The 18,551-nt window shown below is 54.5% G+C and carries 14 protein-coding genes; all 14 read right to left on the bottom strand.

The features are described from left to right. Window positions 1–9: 9 nt before the first annotated feature. The 14 genes from ffh to Q0336_RS00510 all read right to left on the bottom strand — a co-directional run bounded on the left by ffh (window position 10) and on the right by Q0336_RS00510 (window position 18,477). Complete coding sequence (gene ffh, locus Q0336_RS00445) at window positions 10–1,359, bottom strand: signal recognition particle protein (RefSeq protein ID WP_298524154.1); 1,350 nt, start codon at window positions 1,357–1,359, stop codon at window positions 10–12. A gap of 8 nt (window positions 1,360–1,367) precedes the next feature. Then, on the bottom strand, window positions 1,368–1,718 hold the full coding sequence (gene panD, locus Q0336_RS00450; protein WP_298524157.1) for an aspartate 1-decarboxylase: 351 nt from the start codon (window positions 1,716–1,718) through the stop codon (window positions 1,368–1,370). A 3-nt stretch (window positions 1,719–1,721) separates the two neighbouring features. Then, window positions 1,722–2,852 (bottom strand): GNAT family N-acetyltransferase, encoded by a 1,131-nt coding sequence (locus Q0336_RS00455; protein ID WP_298524160.1) that lies wholly within the window; start codon window positions 2,850–2,852, stop codon window positions 1,722–1,724. A gap of 437 nt (window positions 2,853–3,289) precedes the next feature. After that, entirely contained in the window at window positions 3,290–4,705 is a 1,416-nt protein-coding gene (locus Q0336_RS00460; RefSeq protein WP_298524162.1) for an MFS transporter, read from the bottom strand. 4 nt (window positions 4,706–4,709) lie between these two features. Next, window positions 4,710–6,026, bottom strand: coding sequence for a folylpolyglutamate synthase/dihydrofolate synthase family protein (locus Q0336_RS00465; protein WP_298524165.1), 1,317 nt, complete (start codon window positions 6,024–6,026; stop codon window positions 4,710–4,712). Window positions 6,027–6,032: 6 nt separating this feature from the next. After that, complete coding sequence (locus Q0336_RS00470) at window positions 6,033–7,328, bottom strand: adenylosuccinate synthase (protein WP_298524166.1); 1,296 nt, start codon at window positions 7,326–7,328, stop codon at window positions 6,033–6,035. 364 nt (window positions 7,329–7,692) lie between these two features. Further along, the gene (gene cobA / locus Q0336_RS00475; protein ID WP_298524169.1) at window positions 7,693–9,201 is read right to left on the bottom strand and encodes a uroporphyrinogen-III C-methyltransferase; all 1,509 of its coding nucleotides are present in this window, start codon (window positions 9,199–9,201) and stop codon (window positions 7,693–7,695) included. Next, on the bottom strand, window positions 9,198–10,094 hold the full coding sequence (gene hemC, locus Q0336_RS00480) for a hydroxymethylbilane synthase (RefSeq protein ID WP_298524172.1): 897 nt from the start codon (window positions 10,092–10,094) through the stop codon (window positions 9,198–9,200). The genes cobA and hemC overlap by 4 nt, the downstream gene beginning before the upstream one ends. Then, window positions 10,084–11,355 (bottom strand): glutamyl-tRNA reductase, encoded by a 1,272-nt coding sequence (hemA, locus tag Q0336_RS00485; RefSeq protein WP_298524176.1) that lies wholly within the window; start codon window positions 11,353–11,355, stop codon window positions 10,084–10,086. Before hemA ends, hemC begins: the two co-directional genes overlap by 11 nt. Then, on the bottom strand, window positions 11,339–13,411 hold the full coding sequence (locus tag Q0336_RS00490; RefSeq protein WP_298524179.1) for an ATP-binding cassette domain-containing protein: 2,073 nt from the start codon (window positions 13,409–13,411) through the stop codon (window positions 11,339–11,341). The genes hemA and Q0336_RS00490 overlap by 17 nt, the downstream gene beginning before the upstream one ends. After that, complete coding sequence (locus Q0336_RS00495) at window positions 13,411–14,451, bottom strand: energy-coupling factor ABC transporter permease (protein ID WP_298524182.1); 1,041 nt, start codon at window positions 14,449–14,451, stop codon at window positions 13,411–13,413. Before Q0336_RS00495 ends, Q0336_RS00490 begins: the two co-directional genes overlap by 1 nt. A gap of 52 nt (window positions 14,452–14,503) precedes the next feature. Beyond that, window positions 14,504–15,397, bottom strand: coding sequence for a sirohydrochlorin cobaltochelatase (locus Q0336_RS00500; protein WP_298524184.1), 894 nt, complete (start codon window positions 15,395–15,397; stop codon window positions 14,504–14,506). A 488-nt stretch (window positions 15,398–15,885) separates the two neighbouring features. After that, the gene (locus tag Q0336_RS00505; protein ID WP_298524186.1) at window positions 15,886–17,097 is read right to left on the bottom strand and encodes a C1 family peptidase; all 1,212 of its coding nucleotides are present in this window, start codon (window positions 17,095–17,097) and stop codon (window positions 15,886–15,888) included. A 291-nt stretch (window positions 17,098–17,388) separates the two neighbouring features. Continuing rightward, window positions 17,389–18,477 (bottom strand): metallophosphoesterase, encoded by a 1,089-nt coding sequence (locus Q0336_RS00510; RefSeq protein ID WP_298524189.1) that lies wholly within the window; start codon window positions 18,475–18,477, stop codon window positions 17,389–17,391. Between the last annotated feature and the right edge of the window lie 74 nt (window positions 18,478–18,551).

An 18,551-nucleotide genomic window follows, 5' to 3' on the forward strand; every position in this document is an offset into this window, starting at 1 on the left:
AATGAAAGACTAGCGGAACTTACCACCACCCATGAGAGGCATCTTAGGCATCTTGGGCATCTTACCACCCTTGAAGCCTTGGAGGGTCTTCATCATCTTGCGTGTCTGGGCGAACTGCGTAAGGAGCTTATTGACATCCTGCACGCTCGTGCCGCTACCCTGAGCGATGCGCTTACGGCGGTGACCGTCGAGGATATGTGGCTTGGAGCGCTCCTCGGGGGTCATCGAGTAGATGATGGCTTCGATACTCTTGAAGGCATCATCCTTGATATCGATATCCTTCAGCGCCTTCCCTACACCTGGGATCATCGCTGCGAGATCCTTGATGTTCCCCATCTTCTTGATCTGATGGATCTGGGCGAGGAAGTCATTGAAGTCAAACTGATCCTTGGCGATACGCTCCTCGAGGCGCTTAGCTTCACGCTCGTCATAGAGCTGCTGTGCACGCTCGACGAGGGAGACGATATCACCCATGCCGAGGATACGGTCAGCCATACGCTCGGGGTGGAAGACATCCAGAGCGTCCATCTTCTCGCCCATCCCGACGAACTTAATAGGCTTGTCGACGACGGTACGGATCGAGAGGGCAGCCCCACCACGGGTATCCCCATCGAGCTTGGTGAGGACGACCCCATCGAAGTCTAGACGTTCGTTGAAGGTCTTAGCTGTATTCACAGCATCCTGCCCCGTCATGGAGTCGACGACGAAGAGGGTCTCTGAGGGACGGATCGCACGCTTGATCTCCTCGATCTCACGCATCATCTCCTCGTCTACGGCCAGTCGCCCTGCGGTGTCGATGATGACGACATCACAGCCCTTACCCATAGCTTCGGCGACCCCACGGCGAGCGATGCTCACAGGATCCTTGCTATCTAGGTCGAAGAAGACGGGGACATCTAGCTGCTCGGCCAGCACACGTAGCTGCTCGATAGCAGCGGGACGATATACGTCACCTGCGACGAGTAGGGGCTTCTTGCCCTGCTTGATCTTCAGTAGGTTGGCCAGCTTCCCAGAGAAGGTGGTCTTACCCGAGCCCTGAAGCCCAGACATGAGGATGATGGCAGGTGTGCCTGTGAGGTTGAGGTTGGCAGCCTTCCCGCCCATGAGCTCAGCGAGCTCGTCGTGGACGATCTTGACCATCAGCTCACCAGGACGTACGGCGGTGAGCACGTTCTGTCCTAGGGCCTTCTCCTTGACCTCTTCGGTGAATTTCTTAGCTACATTGTAGTTGACGTCGGCCTCTAGGAGGGCACGGCGTACATCCTTGAGGGTCTCGGCGACGTTGAGTTCGGTGATCTTACCTTCACCCTTGAGGATCTTAAAGGACCGCTCGAGGCGTTCACTTAGGTTTTCGAACATAGGGGCTCTTATACAAGTCTATTTGTTTCGGTATCGGGGAAGACGACAGCAGGCTTGAAGCCCTGTGCTTCTTCGTAGCTCATCCACGCGTAGGCCATGATGATCACGGTATCACCGGGCTGTACGAGGCGTGCAGCAGCTCCATTGAGGCAGATGACCCCTGAGCCACGTGCTCCAGCGATGACGTAGGTCTCTAGGCGAGCTCCATTGTTGTTATTGACGATCTGTACCTTCTCTCCTGGCAGGATGTTGGCTGCTTCGATCAGGTCTTCATCGATGGTGATGCTCCCCACGTAGGAGAGGTTAGCCTCGGTGACGGTTACTCTATGAATCTTGGACTTAAGTAATTCGACAAGCATGGTTTAATCTATTTTCTTGATCCAGGCACGACGGGTCTTGTGGTGCTTGCGCTCGAAGTAGTTCCACTGCATCTGTACGGCAGCGTTGGTCTCGAGCTCTGGATTGCTCTCGGCATAGCGCACCCCATTCTTCTGGAAGATGGGGATGAGGTCATCGAAGAGCAGGGCATTGACCCCCTTGTTCTGATACTCTGGGATGACCCCGATGAGGTAGAGGTCTACGATGGGATTCTTCATCTTCAGTGCACGCAGTAGGTGTGCCCATCCGAAGGGGAAGAGGCGACCCTTAGCCTTTTGAAGGGCTCTACTGAGGTTCGGGAGGGTGATCCCGAAGCCTACGACCTTGTCATCCTCCTCACGGACGATGACCGTGACATAGTCATAGCGTAGCATAGGTATGTACATGCGCACATAGTAGTCGATCTGCTCGCGTGAGAGCTCTGAGACACCGTAGAGGACGGAGTAGGCTTGGTTCAGCGTGTCGAAGATACGGTGGGCGTAGGGGAGGATCTCCTGCTGGTTCTTGAACTTCAGGGTCTTCAGCCCATACTTCGTGCGGACGATCTCAGCGATACGCTTGTGCTTCTCGGGGATATCTTCGGGGATGGTGATCTTGTACTCCTGCCAGTCCTGATCCTTGACGAAGCCCATACGCTGCATCTGCTTGGGATAGTAGGCATAGTTATAGATCGTAGCCATGGTACCCAGCTGATCAAAGCCTTCGATGAGCATCCCCTCGTGATCGAGGTCGGAGAAGCCCATAGGCCCTTGGATCATCTCCTTACCATGAGCCTTACCCCAGTCGATGACGGCTTTGAAGAGGGCATCGACGACTTCGTTATCGTTGATGAAGTCGACGAAGCCGAAGCGAACGTTATTCTGATTCCACGTCTCGTTGGCTCGATGGTTGATGATCCCAGCGATACGCCCGACGATGCGTCCATCCTTGTAGGCTAGGAAGTAAGCGGCTTCACAGAACTTGAAGGCGGGATTGCGTGTCGGATCCAGCGTCAGGAGTTCATCCTCTACGAGTCCAGGCACGTGATACGGATTGCCCTTGTAGAGCTTGAGGTTGAACTTGACGAACTTCCTCAGATCGGCCTTATCCGAGATCTGTCTTATTTCGACTGCCATATTTCTTTCGTTGTATCTATAGCCCCTAGAGGCTGATTCAATGGTGCACAAAGATACTCCAAAAAGCTAAGATGCCCTGCATGTTAGCTCCTTGTCTCTAGCTAAGCCCCTTGAAAAGGAAGACTCGAAGGAGTTCACCCGAAAACCTTCCGAGCTATTCGGTTCACCCTAAGGAGGCTTCATGCTCCGTGATCGTAAAGCTAGCTGGTCGGAGTCTGGGGATGAATAGTAGCCATTCATGAGCCTCTCAAGGACCCCATTCATGGGTCGATCGGGTATCCCATTCATGGGGTACCGAGGCGACCCATGAATGGGGTACTAGGGAGGTGTATCTATGGCTACTCTAAAGCGGTGGAGCGGGGACGGGTAAAAAGACCGAGGTGCTGACCCCTCGGAAGGGATCAGCACCTCGGCAGGATGAGTGATGAGTCTAGTCCTTACTTCTGGACATTAGGGAGCTCAAGACCGTACTGCTTCTTCTTGTCGATAGCCTTGAGGAGGAGGCTCATTAGTAGAGCGATGACACCGAAGCTAGCAAAGACAAGCATGGCAAGCGTGTAGTCCTTGGGTTGACCTTCGGGTATGCCCTTATTAGAGGAATCAAGGACGCTACCTACGATGATGGGCACAGACATCAGACCGATATTCTGAATCCAGAAGATAGCCGAGTAAGCCGAGCCTAGGACCTTGTTGTCGATGAGCTTGGGGACAGCTGGCCACAGCGTAGCGGGTACGAGCGAGAAGGAGATCCCGAGGATGACTATTGCAGTCATAGCGACAATCGAACTGCCAAGACTATCGTATACGAAGGGGAAGAGAGCAAAGGTCATGTGGCAGACAATCATCAGAATAGAACCGATGATGAGCATCGTTGCACCCTTGCCCTTGCGGTCGAGATAGTAGCCTAGTAAAGGTGTCACGAGCGCAGCTCCAAAGGGGAAGGTACTGAAGATACGAGATGCGAATTCGTTATCAAAGCCTACCTTGTACTGTAGCATCTCGGTTGCGAACTTCTGGAAGGGGAAAATGGCCGAGTAGTAGAGTGCACACAGGATAGCGACAATCCAGAAGACACCTGTGCCAAAGACCTTACCAAGGTCAGAGAACTTGAAGGGTTCTTCTGCTTCTTCCTCTTCTTCACCTTCGATATCCTTATCCAGAGCCTTATCCATGAAGAAGTAGACGACATACAGCATCAGACCGATGCAAAGGAGCAGGGCGCAGAAGATGACAGGAGCCTGTACTGTTTCGAACTTCTTAGATAGCCAAGGAGAGAGCCATAGGGCACCAGCTACCCCAAGGCGTGCTACAGCCATCTCGATACCCATAGCGAGTGCCATTGATCTGCCCTTGAACCACTTGACGATCGCACGAGAGACCGTCACACCAGCCATCTCAGTACCACAGCCGAAGAGCATGAAGCCGAGGCAGGCACAGAGTGCTGTAGGAGGAAGGTTCCAGCCCGTGATGCCGTGGATGGAGCTACTGAAGCTGTTGATGGCATCGTAGCCTGGACCTCCATTGCGGAAGGTAGCGCTCAGAGCATAGACTTTGATAAGAGCTCCGATGACCATCATGCTACCCGCAAGAAGGGCGGTGAAGCGTACCCCCATCTTGTCGAGGATGATCCCCGCAAGGATGAGGAAACCAATGAAGACGTTGAGGAAGAATTCACTCCCGCCATAGAGTCCGAAGATGGTAGAGTCCCAGCCGAGCTCGGTCTCGACGAGCGTCTTCACAGGGGAGAGTACGTCTACGAACATGTAGGCGAAGAACATCGTCAGCGAGATGAGTGCCAGCGCACCCCAGCGGGCGAGTGGCTTGTCACGCAGTGACAGCTTTGCTTGTTCCATAGTGTTACTTATCGTTGTTAGTTGATTGAATTGCTAGAAGATCGGCGATGAGGAAGTTGCTCCCCCCGACGAAGATCACATCTGTCTCGGGCTGTGCTGCACTCTGGGCAGCAGCTAGAGCCTCTCGGATGGAGGGATAGACTTCCCCATGGAGGTCGTAGGCTTGTGCGAGCTTCCTCAGCTCTTCGGGAGCTAAGGCACGGGGCACACGGGCAGCGGTGAAGTAGTACTTAGCTTCGTGAGGAAGCAGGGAGAGGACACCTCGGACATCCTTGTCACTCACCATCCCGAAGATGAGGTGCAGGGGGCGATCCAGCGACACGAGCTGACGGACGACATAGCGGATACCATCTTCGTTGTGCGCCGTGTCACAGATCAGAGTGGGGCGCTCAGAGAGGGTCTCCCAGCGGCCACGTAGACCCGTCATGCGGGTGACCTCGCTAAAGCCCTTGCGAATGGCTACCTCGGGGATCGCTATCCCTTGCTCACGGAGCACACGGAGAGCCGAAAGGATCGTCCTCAGGTTATCCGCTTGTACCAGTCCTCCGAGCTCGAAGTAGAGGGGCTCTGATGTGATGAGAGTAGGATCGGTGACCTCGAAGGTCTGCCCCCTGGATTCGCTATGAATAGCGCCCAGAGGCACTGCTTCGCTAGCGAGGGTGAGGGGAGCAGATAGTTGAGTAGCTCGCTCTCTGAAGACCTCTAGGACCTCGGGCTCATCAGCTCGCCCGATGATGATCGGTGTCGAGGGCTTGATGATGCCTGCTTTCTCTACGGCGATCTTCGCTAGGGTATCTCCGAGGTACTGCGTGTGATCCTTACTGATATTCGTGATGATCGAGAGGATGGGCTGGATGATATTCGTGCTGTCGAGCCTTCCTCCCATCCCGACCTCGATGACTGCGAAATCGACCTTCTGCTCACGGAAGTAGACGAGGGCCATCATGGTCGTCAGCTCGAAGAACGAGGGTGATACCTCCTTGACGAGTTCCTCAGCCCCTTCAACGAAGCGACATACGAAGTCCTCCGAGATCATCACTCCGTTCACACGGATACGCTCACGGAAGTCGAGGAGATGAGGTGAAGTGAAGAGCCCCACCCGATAGCCTGCCGCCTCTAGGACGGCAGCTATCGTGTGTGAAGTTGAGCCCTTGCCATTCGTCCCTCCTACATGGATGGTACGGTAGGAGTGGTGCGGATGGCGGTAGTGTGTATCCAGGTAATGAGTTGTCTCTAGACCAGGCTTGTAAGCTGCGCCTCCTACTTGCTGGAAGACGGGAGTCTTGGCATAGAGATACTCAATGGCTTCCTGATAGGTCATCGGGATCTAAGCGTGCCCCTCAGGGAGGAGCTCAGGATGGAGGACGATGGTCTGTGCTCTATCGGGACCGACAGAGACGATCGAGATGGGTACTCCGATTTCCCGTTCGACGAAGGCGATGTAGTCCTTCAGTTCTTGAGGGAAGTCCTTGGGATCAGTGAGCTTGGTGGTGTCGCACTGCCAGCCCTTGAGTTCCTGATAGACCGGACGAACTTCCTCGGTGAGTTCGTAGGGGAAGTGACGCGTCTTCTCGCCTCGGATCTCATAGTCGGTACAGATGCGGATGGTCTCAAAGGTGTCGAGCACGTCGCTCTTCATCATGATCAAGCGAGTGACCCCACTGAGCATCACCGTGTAGCGAAGGGCTACGAGGTCAAGCCAGCCACAGCGACGACGACGACCCGTGACAGAGCCAAATTCATGACCTAGAGAGCAGAGTTTTTCTCCCGTCTCATCAAAGAGCTCGGTAGGGAAGGGACCAGCACCGACACGGGTGCAGTAGGCCTTGAAGATCCCGTAAACCTCGCCGATACTGCGTGGAGCTATACCCAGCCCCGTACAGCATCCTGCACAGACCGTGTTGCTCGATGTGACGAAGGGATAGGAGCCGAAGTCAATGTCTAGGAGTGAGCCTTGAGCTCCCTCGGCAAGTACACGACGTGAGGAGCGAAGGGCATCGTTGATGTACTCTTCGCTATCGACAAAGGTGAATTCTTCGAGGTACTTAATCGCTTCCATCCACTTAGCCTCTAGCTCAGCAAGCCCTTCGACAGGGTAGTGGTAAGCCTCGAGGAGGGTCAGATGACGCTCCTTAGCCTCCTGATACTTGCGGGCAAAGTCAGAGTGGATGTCTCCGACACGTAGCCCCGTGCGGGCGATCTTGTCGGTGTAGGTAGGGCCGATGCCCTTACCGGTGGTACCGATCTTTGCTCCACCCTTGATCGCCTCTTGGGCGGCATCGATGAAGCGGTGTGTAGGTAGGATGAGGTGAGCCTTGCGTGAGATCACGAGACGCTTACGTAGGTCATGACCACTTTCGGAGAGCGCACGAGCTTCGTCGGCGAAGAGGATGGGATCAAGTACGACCCCATTACCTATGACATTGACCTTATCACCTTGGAAGATCCCAGAGGGGATCGATCGTAGGATGTACTTCTTCCCCTCGAACTCTAGGGTGTGACCAGCGTTAGGCCCCCCTTGGAAGCGTGCTATGATATCGTACGAAGGAGTCAAGACATCGACGATCTTACCCTTCCCTTCGTCTCCCCATTGCAGGCCGAGGAGCACATCGACTTGTTCCATGTATGTATGTGTATTTGCTGTAGTGTTGTTGTCAGCTTGAGCCGAGGCCTATATCTCTCGGCATGGATGCATGCCTCGACAAGGGACTCCTCTAGATCATATCGCTCTGGAGGAGAAGCCTATGCGAGTCGTGCACCTACAAATATACTCTTTTCTATACGTATTTCGGCAATTTGTACCGTAGACTCCCCCCTATTTCTTCGGCTAAGCATGCTACGTGGAGCGGGTAGAAGAGTGATGAGCCTTCATTGATAGTGCTCGCTCTTTACTCTACCTTATAGTCATAAAAAGAGGGGGTATCTGACCAGCAGATACCCCCTCGGGTTGAATAAGCGGAGCTTCTTAGATGATGGATGTGAGGCCTCTAGTGCTCAGCATCCTTCGCAAGAGCCTCTACGAGACAAGTGATCCTAGGCTGAGCAGCGATGAGCTTTGGCTCAATGCCATAGCTCCGAGCGGCTTCAGCTGTCTGCTCTCCGAGGACAGCTAGAGGGAGCGCCTTCAGCAGGTGCTCTAGCTCGTGCACCCGTAGCAAGTTCACTAGATGATGGATGGCTGAGGAACTACAGGCCGTAAGGTAATCAGCCGAGTCGAGTGCCTCCTCTAGTTCGCGAGCGGTATAGCTGATGGGCATATTCTTATAGAGGGGAAGGCGATGGCAAGAGATACCCGCTTCGGCGAGGAGCTCCGAGAGATCATCACCCGCAAGAGCAGAGTTGGGCAGGAGAACACGCTTGACAGAGGCAAGCCTCGCTCGCTGGATGAATTCCTCGGCAAAGACCTTGGCATAGTATTCCTGAGGGATGAAGTCTGCGGTGATCCCATACGCACTAAGAGCCTGAGCAGTCATAGGGCCTAGTGCCCCGATCTTGCAGGGAGCTAGGTGTCGACTATCCTTCCCACGCTGGTGAAGCGCCGAGAAGAAGAACTCTACGGCATTGGGCGAGGTGAAGAGGATCCAGTCATAGCTGGATAGGCTCTGGAGCGTGCTGTCAAGTTCGGCCTCGACTTCCTCATTAGGGGTAAGCTGGATGGTGGGAAGGAGGTAAGCCTCTGCGCCCTTCTCTTCCAGCGCCTCCTGAAGGACAGAGGCTTGGTGTCGGGCTCGAGTCACGATGATCTTCTTCCCCGAAAGCGGACGAGAGGTGCGCCCTTCAGCAAATCTCAGAACTTGACCGATCATGAAGAGTGCAGGAGCGTACGCAGAGAAGTCCTCCGATGCATCGGTGAACGCTCCTAGGGTGCGCTCCAGTAGGGTTTGCTGGGGAGTCGTACCTCGGCTTAGTAGGGCTGCTGGGGTAGAGGCGGACATCCCTGCTGCGATAAGGGCCCCACTGATCTGAGCCACTTGCCTTACTCCCATGTAGAAGACTAGCGTCCCCGAGAGTCGAGCTAGGCTGGTCCAGTCGAAGTCGGGCAGTTCTCCGTCCTCAGTGTGCGCCGTGAGGCAGGTGAAGGAGCGACTGAGTCCCCGATGGGTGAGGGGAATGTCGAAGTAGGCTGGAGCAGCAAGGCCTGCCGTGATCCCAGGCACGATCTCGTAGGCTATGCCAGCTTCCCGAAGGGCTGCCATCTCTTCTCCTCCATGAGCAAAGACGAAGGGGTCTCCGCCCTTGAGTCGTACGACCTTACCTAGGTCGGCTTTTCCTAGTTCGATTAGTAGCTCATTGATCTCTGGCTGCTTGAGCGAGTGGGCTCCATAGCGCTTACCGACATGGTATAGCTTAGTTCCCTCGGGAATGAGGGCTAAGATGCTGGGTGAGACGAGGGCATCATAGACGATGACTTCGGAGGTGGTGATGAGCTCATAGGCTCTACGGGTAAGGAGCTTGGGGTCTCCAGGACCTGCTCCTACTAGGTATACTGTGCTCATGCTGTGGTGATACTTCTTAGTTCGTCGGTGAGGCGATCAAGGAGGAGGTCAATCTCGGAGAGAGGGACGGTGTGCTTGGCCTTGTAGTGCTTCTCTCCCGAACTACTGGCATAGAAGACTCGGAGCTCCGCTTGTCTATCGGTGATGTGACAGATACAGCCTAGAGGAAGGGCACAGCCACCACCTAGTCGCTTCAGTAGGCTCCGCTCGATCGTCACCTCTCGCTCAGTCTTGGCATCATGGATGCTCTCTAGGAGGCTGTATAGCTCTGTGTCATCCTGGCGGGTTTGTACAGCGATGGCTGCTTGCCCTGGAGCAGGGACGATGACTGCCTCCTCGATGGGGTAGCGCTCGAGCTCATTCATCCCTAGGCGGGAGAGACCAGCTTCGGCAAGGAGTGTGGCATCGAAGAGCCCAGAGTGTACCTTCCCGATGCGTGTCTCCACATTGCCTCGGATGGGCTCGGTACGTAGGTGTGGATAGTGAAGGGCTATCTGGTAGGCTCTACGCTTACTCGAGGTACCTACGACAGCCCCTTCGGGTAGAGACTCTAGGGGGCAGGGGCCGATGAGGGTGTCATGGGTGACTGCTCGAGGGAGGTAAGCAGCGAGGCATGTGCCTTCGGCTGGATCTACAGGGAGGTCCTTGAGGCTATGCACTGCTAGGTCGATCTCACCTCGACGGAGAGAGGCCTCTAGCTCCCCAGTGAAGAGCCCCTTGTCTCCAGAAGCATCTAGAGCGAGGTGCTGGAGCTTATCCCCCTTGGTCTTGATGATCTTGATCTCGATCTGGAGGTCGGGGTGGGTACTAAGTAGAGCGTCTCGTACGAGCTCGCTTTGGCGTAGGGCTAGTTGGCTTCCTCGAGAGCCTAAGATGAGCGTCCTATGCGTCATGCTGAGGTAGTTTGCTTTGGATATGAGAGAATAGCTGTAGGGTAGCTTCTGAGTAGATCTTGAGCCCCGTCTCTTCGCTGAGCTCACGCAGAGCAGAGACGATGGCTGTGGTATAGGTCGTGCGCAGGTGCTCATCCCATCGGGAGACGAGCTCTCGCTCGCCTTCGGTCAGCTCGTGGGGTAGGTTAGCGAGCTCCTTCTGGAGAAGCTGGTGAGAGACCTGTTGGACTAGCCCGATCACTTCACGAACCTCGGCAGCGTCGCACCAAGCGATGAAGTCTTGAGTCATCGTCTGGAGGTAGCTCTGGATCTCTTCATCCTGATGAGCCTTCTCCCTAGAGAGGTACTGCTGGCCCCTGAGGTCATCGATGGTGTAGAGTCGGATGCTTGGTAGCTCTTCTAGAGATGGATCGACATTGCGGGGGACAGCCATGTCGAAGAAGTGCCTTGTCTCCAGAGGGGTATGAGGGACGACCTCCTCAGTGATGATGGGGGTGAGAGAGGAGGTAGCTACGAAGATGATGGTCGCTGATCGGAGAGCATCGGAGAGCCTATCCTCAGAGAAGACCTGAGCGATGTGATGCTTCGTGGCAAAGAGCTCGGCACGTGAGCCTGTGCGATTGTAGATGCTGATCTCGGGGTGCTGAAGCTCCTGTAGGCGCTGAGCTATAGCTTCAGCCATCTGGCCTGCTCCGAGGATGAGCACTGGCTGCTGTAGAAAGTCTGAGGCGTTATGGTGGAGGTAGTCTACCGCTGCAGCACCTGCGGAGATGGGGGTAGCAGAGAGTAGATATTCGCTACGTACCTTCTTGGCTGTCTCGAAGGCTTTGTGACAGAGTCGGGAGAGGACTGAGGTGCTCTGACTATGGCTCGTAGCGAGGCGGAAGGCTTCCTTGAGTTGCCCCAGGATCTGTGTCTCACCTAGGACCATGGACTCGAGCCCACAGGCCAGACGAAAGAGGTGCTTGATCGCCTCCTGATGCTGACGTGTCTCGAAGATGGATTCATCACCGAGGTGGCGTACCTTCTTGAAGCGATAGAGGCTACGGATGAGTCGAGTCTCTTGCTCTGAGGTGATGCGAGAGGGAGTTTCGTAGTAGATCTCTAGACGATTGCATGTAGACAGTACGAGCCCTCCGAGGAGCCCCTCTTCTCTCTTCCAGAGATCGATGAGTTGTACTGCCTCCTCTTCGCAGAGGGCGAATTGCTCTCGGCGGGATAGTGAAGCGGTCTTGTGGTTAATGCTAATGAGTCCGATCATGGATCGTATCTTGCAGTAGTGATTCTTTCTTTTCGGTGTAGGCTTTGCGAAGGCGATCTTTTGCCTCGCCCTCTGGAGCCTCGAGCATGGCGACTCTTAGTGCGGCCAGTTCTTCTAGATGAGCTCCGATGCCTGCTGGTAAATCTTTGACCCAAGCCTCCTTCAGGCTCTGGGTGATCTCGGGTAAGCGGTAATCGCTGTGGACAGAGAATGTGATCCCCTCTCGGTGTGCAGTAGCTCCGAATTGAATATTTCCCCTCTGTGCATCACTGAGCACAGAGAAGAGGTACCCTCCCGAGGCTAGTCGGTCGGCGATCAGTCGCTCCTCTTCGGGATCACCTATCCCTAGGATGATGATTCGGGCAGGAGATAGATCTTCTTCCCCCGTATATCGCTGACGTATCCAGCGAAAAACTCCCTTACCATCGTAAGCCTCTAGCTCGGGACAAAGGGTGGGGGAGAGTATAGTGAAGGGGATGTGTCGGTCGATGAGCCCCTGAGCCTTGCGCCAGACACCTTGTCCCCCTCCGATGAATAGGACGGGGAGCTCTTCTGCTGCGAGGAAGAGGGGGAGGTGATAGTGCTTCACTCCTTGAGCGGAGCTCGCAGGGCGATGCTGCGATAGCTTTGTCGTACGTAGAGCCCAAGGCTGGGGAATGTGTGCCGAGGCTAGTAGCTCTCTATCCTGCCACAGCTCTAGTGCAGGGCGGTCAGCTAGGAGTTTCCCCTTGGAGAGGAGGAGTACACGGTCTGCGAACTGATACCCTAGATCCATGTCGTGCGTGGAGACGATGACCGTCTTCCCCCGCTCGTGGAGACGCTCAAGGAGCTCCAGTACACGCTCCGTATAGAGTGCATCAAGTGCTGCTGTCGGTTCGTCGAGGATGATGATCTCGGGATCTGTAGCAAGGACAGCGGCTAGAGCCACCCATTTCTTCTGCCCTTCGCTGAGCTCATGGGGAGCTTTATGACGCAGGTCAAGGAGCTGGTATTCGGTGAGGAGCTCCTCAAGGCGCAGGTGGAGCGCTTCTCCCTCCAATCCCATGTTCTTCAGTCCGAAGGAGAGTTCATCTTCGACGGAAGGAGTGAAGAGCTGATAGTTGGAGTTCTGTAGGACAAGAGCGACTCGACGGCGTAGGGCTACTCGCTCCTGTGGCGTGATGATCTCCCCGTGAAGATAGAGCTCTCCTCTCCAGCTCTGCTGAAGACCAGAGAGCAGGAGGAAGAGGGTGGATTTCCCAGCCCCATTGTGCCCGATCAGAGCTATGCGCTCTCCTCTATGGATAGAGAGGGAGAGGGAGTGTAGCGCTTCGTATCCATCTTCGTAGACGAACGAGATCCCTTCAAGGCGAAGCACGGGGGACTCGCCTTGAGTAGCTTCCTCTTCCTTGGACTGCAGGAGAGGCTCATCCTCATAGCCACGAGAGACCAGCCCTAGATAGAGCTTGTCTGACTCTACTTGGCTAAGGACGAAGGTGCGTGAGAGAAGCATCCCAAAGTGCTGTATGCGTCGCCGTATGCTTCCTTGGTAGCCCAGACGACTGGTCTGTGCTAAGCGAATTTGTCCCGCTGTCTCCTCGAGGACGAAGATATAGCGGTAGGTCAGTTCGACTAGATCAATGAAGAGCTTGGGGATGCCCAGACTGCGCAGTACCACATAGAGGCGGTGCAGGGGAAGGAGCTGGAGTAGAAGGATCATCGACCCCACGGAGGCTAAGCATCTAAGCCAAGTCTTGATCGCTACACGAAGCCCGTCGTAGGTGAAGCCCCATCCTCCTAGATCAAGAAGGAGCGAGGTGGGCTCACCTCGACCAACTGCAAGAGGTAGGATCGAGAGTGAGATGAAACCTGCGAGGATTAGGATCCGGCGCACTAAGCCGCTCCGTCGCTCCCCATAGAAGCGAAAGGCAAGCCCATAAATGAGGATGGCGAAGGCTAGAAGTAGGAGCGTGTGCTGAAGTGCTAAGGCTACACCAAGGGCAAGGAGACAAAGGACAAAGTATGCCTGCTCTCTACGTAGGCTAGGCCGTAGCGAACAACTCTGTGTATGCGACATTAGATGTGCTCTTCTTGCTCCTTCTTGAGGCGCTTCTTATAGACCAGCTGATAGTAGCCCCAGGCGAAGAGGGCGATGCCGATGGCTACCTGTAGAGCGAAGAGGAGGGGTTCGCCTAATTCCGAGGGCTCGAAGCTCTCCCAGAAGGGCGTTGGGCTGAAGCCTGGGGTAAGGTGACCGATCATGTCCCCTGCCTGATCATCGGTACCTGTACCTATATCGAAGATCCCTGCTAGGATGGGCAGGGCAAGGCAGATAGCTCCGAGGATGCTGAGGAGGATGACCTGAGGGCGAAGGCTCTTCTTCGTCTGGCGCTCTTCCTTAGCTCCACCCGTATAGATGGAGGCATTGACCTGACTCTTGTCAAGTAGACCGATGACTACGACGGTTAGTATCCCCTCGATGATCGAGAGAGGGATCTGTGTGATGGCGAAGATCCCGAGGAACTTCCATGCTGCTCCCATCACTCCCGACACAGCGTCTGGATAGACGATAGCAAGCTGGAAGGAGGTCACGATGTAGGTAGCCATGGAGCCACAGAAGGTAGCGACGAAGATCGCCACGTTTCTATGGAGTCTCAGCCCCATGAGGAGGCGGTAGAATGCATAGGCTACGAAAGGACCTGCTATAGATAGTGAGAAGATATTCGCCCCTAGGGTGCTGATCCCTCCATGGGCTAGGAGAAGTGCCTGGAAGAGCAGGACGATCGTCCCGACGAGGGGCATAGCCATCGGGCCGATAGCAAGTGTCCCTAGCGTCGTACCCGTCAGGTGCGAGCTACTCCCTGCTACCGAAGGCATCTTCAGAGCGGAGAGGATGAAGGTATAAGCTGCTGAGAGAGCGAAGGTGCTCTTCATGCGAGGAGAAGCCTTCACCATACGAGCCACAAAGCGGTAGCTAAGCACGACGAAGGGTAGGGCTATGAGGTACCAGATGATGCACCACTTCATAGGAATAAAACCCTCCATGATGTGCATGGCTCCAGCAGGCTCTAGACCAAGGGCGAGAGCGAGGAGGAGTAGATAGAGACGCTTATTCATAGTTAGGGGGGAGTTGGATATACGGATATACTTACTTCTCGTTCTTGTCTGGTTACTGCTCCCGCTCAGCTGCCATCAGATGGTCTAGCCAGATCTGGCGAAGTGGAGCAAAGTCTGCTAGTCCATGGAGGTGGCAGTGTTCGTCGTCAATGCGGTAGCCCAAGGCACGGAAGCGCACCTTCCAGCTTTGTTCTTCGAGTGGAGCATTTTCCTCTTCTTCGCCTGCCATATCATTGAGTGCATGATCTCCAGCTACAGACATCAGAGGAAGGAGGTTGATCGTCGTGCCCTCGGGGCACACTTCACGGAGTTGCTCTGCGACATCCTCGAAGAGCATATCCTCGAAGTCCACTGTCCCGATGAGGATACGTGGGTTGCGCTTCTGGAGATAGTCATGGAGGCGACGATAGCGACCATTAGCTTCGGGGTGCTTGTCGGTGTTGTTGCCATGCCCCATGAGTACGAGGGCTTCCCCACGCTCAAGACGCTCTCTGAAGAGCGAATAGAGGCAGTCTCCGACACGCTCTATATCGGCTTGGCTCCATAGAAGAGGTACCCCTATCGTGGTAGGAATCTGCGGGTAGAGTCGGTGGAACTGTGGAATATATCGGTCACCGATGAACGAGTATTCTAGCCCAGGGATGACGTGTAGAGACTGGATGCTGACTGCTCGATAGCCAGCAGCTCCGATCGCCTCGAGCCATTTGTCTGTGGTGTAGTATTCTTCTCCTGTCTTCTCCTTCCATCGGCGAATGCAGAACTTGGAGGTGAAGGCCATATATATATCTCGGTCGGGGAAGTTCTCCGCAAAGGCTTGGCGTAGCGTAGCGAAGGTCTTATGTGGGCCTTCGTAGGTGCTTCCGAATGTGACTAAGATGAGGGCTTTATCGTGCCGCTTGGAGGCGCATACCTCAGCGACTAATGGGTTTTGGTTACTCTGTGCCATTACTTTAGTGCTGTATTTGTTTGCTCTAGAGAAGAGCGATTGTACTTAGCAGACTTCTCTAGAGTCTGCACAAAGTTACTCATTATCCGATATATCCTAGAGGGGAAGGAAGTGCTTCGCTACATATCTCTATGCGGGTGAAGTCGAAGCTAGAGGCATGGTTACAGCTGGTAAGATAGTGCTGGGGCTATAAAACAAGAATTGACTGTCTCCCGACAGCCAATTCTCTTCGTTAACCTTAAATCTAATACCATGAAAAACACACTACAAATATAGGTTAAATAATTTTAATCCGCCAAACATTTTTTGACAGTTTAGATATTTCTCTTTAGTAGACCTCTAGAGAAGCGAGGTAGAATGCGGAATCTTGGACTGATGAAGATGTCCTAACTAGCTGGTAATTGAAGGGGATATAAGCACGAGAGGCAACCCGTAATGTTACGGATTGCCTCTCGCTGAGTAGAGATAAGTGCTCTCGAGGGAGCTACTTACTTATTCTTGATGCCAAGCTTCTTGGCGATGTCATCGGGGAGAGCCGTGCGATGAACGACGATGTTCATCGTCTTACCCTTGACGAAGTTGTACGAAGCATACCAGATACCCTTGTAGGCACCAGCTTCACCCCAAGAGTTCTTTACCAAGAAGAACTTGCGACCGAGCTGGTTCTTGGCGATCCCGTAGATGACCATACCGTGGTCGTCGGTGAGTTCGTAGTTGTCATAGCCCTTCTGGCGGTATTCCTGAGTAGGCTCGATCTCGGGGACGTTAGCTGAATGGATGAGCTGAGTCATCAGGCGCTGCTTGTCTGAGTAGTTCAGACCGATCCAGCGAGCCTGGTCGGAGCCCTTCGTTTCGATCTCTTCGACATCAGCAAGGACGGCTATACCGTCACGGGTGAAGCCCTTTTCGCTCACGTCAGAGCCCCAAGCGATGGTGTAGCCCTTGTCGATAGCGTGCTCCATCGTACGCATGAGTTCGTCGATGGGGAGGTTGTAGGATTCAGCCCAGCGCCAGTTGTCTTCGATCTCGAGGGCGAACTTGCCGTAGAAGGGGTGGTGCGTGAAGGAAGTCAGCGATACATAGTCATCGGCGTTGAGGCCAAGTTCCTTAGCATAGCTCTGAGGGGTGTACTTCTTGCCGTTGAAGGTGAAGCTTTCAGGGAGCTTGCCGAGGTACTGGTCGATGATCGACTCGTAAGCGGGATACCAAGCAGAGGAGAGCTTGCCGTTGGGGTTCTTGATGATAGCATCGAGGAAGGCCTTGAGTCCAGCCTCCATTTCTCCGTGCTGATTCTTCGTCGTGCCGTAGTTGAGCCCAGGGAGGATAGCCTGAGGTACTGCGCCGTAGTTCTTCAGTACGTAGAGTACATCATAGAAGGAGCCACCCTGTGCGAAGTTCAGCTTGCCATGCAGGCGGACATACTTACGACCCTTGTCTCTGTAGGAGTGGCTGACGACGAACATTTCCGAGAGGTCATACTCGCCCTTGCCGATGCGGAAGAGCTCATCTTCGAGGAAGCTCTGAGCGGAATAAGCCCAGCAAGTTCCCGAGTTTGCTTGGTTCTTGATCGAAGTGATGCGAGCATCCTTGACAGTCGTGAAGACATTGGGCTGAATGCTGTCCTTAGTCTCCTTTGGGGTCTGCGCAGACAGGGTCGTTGTGATCCCTGCCAGTGCCATGATAGCGATAAGTTTCTTCATCTCTAGATGTGTACTTGATGATAATGAATCTGCTTCACGGAAGGCCGTGATCCCGTAGCCTAAGCTACAAAGCCTCCCAAAGATACGCATTTATTTACTTCGTCCTGACTGATCGGTTGGAGAGCCGAAATACAGCCCTATATAAATAGGTAGTCTGAGGGGGGTAAAAAACGACCGATGGTAGATCGCTGAGAAAACCTACTGTGGGTCGCCTCGACGACCTACGGTAGGTCGTAAGGACGACCCACAGTAGGTTTTTTCAGCCCCTTTCGTTTTCGCTCTGATTCGCCGTTAGCGGATGGTCACCACTACGTACTCAGACTGCGTGCCTATTCGGAACTTACCGCCCCAGATCCCAAGCCCCGAACTGACATAGTACTCGGTCTTGCCCTTAGTCAGCGGGCCGAACGCATCCTCATAGATCGCATCCGTGACCCAATTGAGTGGCCAGACCTGCCCGTGGTGCGTGTGACCTGCGAACTCAAAGTTCACACCACAGTGCTCTGCTTCTTCGAGGTGGTAGGGCTGATGATCCAGTTCGATGATGTACTTACTTCGGTCGATGCCCTCCATGGTTTGCTGGAGGCTCTTGCGGTGGGGATTCGTTCGGTCGTCACGTCCTACGATCGCTAGATCACCGAAGTAGGCCACGCTGTCCTGCAGGAGCTGGATCCCTGCCTGCTCGCAGAAGTCCTTGTCAGCACTCGTGCCAGCATAGTAGTCGTGATTGCCTAGGATCGCATAGATGGGTATGCCTAGCTCTCGAAACTCCTCCGCAGATCTCTCCTCTAGGACGGGCTTGATCGACCAATCAATCAGGTCCCCAGCGATGAGGATGGCATCAGGGCGCTCCGCCTTGATCAGCTGAAGCCAACGACGAAGGTCGCTACGGCGATTGTGGTAGCCTAGGTGTAGGTCACTGATCAGGACGAGCTTCACGGGCTTCTGTACCTTCCCCTCTGAACCTAGGGTGAGCTCGACACGTTGCTTCTCCTCAAAGCGTAGGTGGGCATAGGTGAAGAGCCCAAGGAAGAAGAGGAGCACACTCACGCTCCCCACGACGCTCCCTCTGAGGAAGGAGCGAGGGACGAGTCCCAGTGCTAGCCCTAGATCTAGCACCCCGAAGAGCATCACCAGATATAGGAGCAGGATGAGCCAAGAGTTCCCGACCTCATAGGTGAAGGTACCCAGCTCTAGGGGCATCCGATCCAGCGCACCGCTGAAGCTGACGAAGGCTAGGATGAAGGCGAGGGTCATCAGTGCTACGACTGTGACCTTCAGGGGAAGGATCGGGGGAAGGAGTTGCCACACTCTGCGGGACATATAGTATTCGGCGAGGATCGGGATGAGTAAGATCAGCAGAGCCCAGGGTGAATGCATCACTTCTTTTGCTTTAGGGTGATAAGGGGGAAGGCTCTGTCGCTCGAGGCTCGCTTACCCAGCGAGCTTGGACT

The organism is uncultured Porphyromonas sp. (genome assembly GCF_938039215.1).
GTDB lineage: Bacteria > Bacteroidota > Bacteroidia > Bacteroidales > Porphyromonadaceae > Porphyromonas.

Coding starts and splice junctions, on each gene's coding strand:
- Q0336_RS00470 (WP_298524166.1), bottom strand. CDS start 7,328: ATGGAACAAGTCGATGTGCTCCTCGGCCTGCAATGGGGAGACGAAGGG.
- Q0336_RS00500 (WP_298524184.1), bottom strand. CDS start 15,397: ATGGCACAGAGTAACCAAAACCCATTAGTCGCTGAGGTATGCGCCTCC.
- hemA (WP_298524176.1), bottom strand. CDS start 11,355: ATGATCGGACTCATTAGCATTAACCACAAGACCGCTTCACTATCCCGC.
- hemC (WP_298524172.1), bottom strand. CDS start 10,094: ATGACGCATAGGACGCTCATCTTAGGCTCTCGAGGAAGCCAACTAGCC.
- Q0336_RS00465 (WP_298524165.1), bottom strand. CDS start 6,026: ATGACCTATCAGGAAGCCATTGAGTATCTCTATGCCAAGACTCCCGTC.
- panD (WP_298524157.1), bottom strand. CDS start 1,718: ATGCTTGTCGAATTACTTAAGTCCAAGATTCATAGAGTAACCGTCACC.
- Q0336_RS00490 (WP_298524179.1), bottom strand. CDS start 13,411: ATGTCGCATACACAGAGTTGTTCGCTACGGCCTAGCCTACGTAGAGAG.
- Q0336_RS00510 (WP_298524189.1), bottom strand. CDS start 18,477: ATGCATTCACCCTGGGCTCTGCTGATCTTACTCATCCCGATCCTCGCC.
- cobA (WP_298524169.1), bottom strand. CDS start 9,201: ATGAGCACAGTATACCTAGTAGGAGCAGGTCCTGGAGACCCCAAGCTC.
- Q0336_RS00460 (WP_298524162.1), bottom strand. CDS start 4,705: ATGGAACAAGCAAAGCTGTCACTGCGTGACAAGCCACTCGCCCGCTGG.
- Q0336_RS00505 (WP_298524186.1), bottom strand. CDS start 17,097: ATGAAGAAACTTATCGCTATCATGGCACTGGCAGGGATCACAACGACC.
- Q0336_RS00495 (WP_298524182.1), bottom strand. CDS start 14,451: ATGAATAAGCGTCTCTATCTACTCCTCCTCGCTCTCGCCCTTGGTCTA.
- ffh (WP_298524154.1), bottom strand. CDS start 1,359: ATGTTCGAAAACCTAAGTGAACGCCTCGAGCGGTCCTTTAAGATCCTC.
- Q0336_RS00455 (WP_298524160.1), bottom strand. CDS start 2,852: ATGGCAGTCGAAATAAGACAGATCTCGGATAAGGCCGATCTGAGGAAG.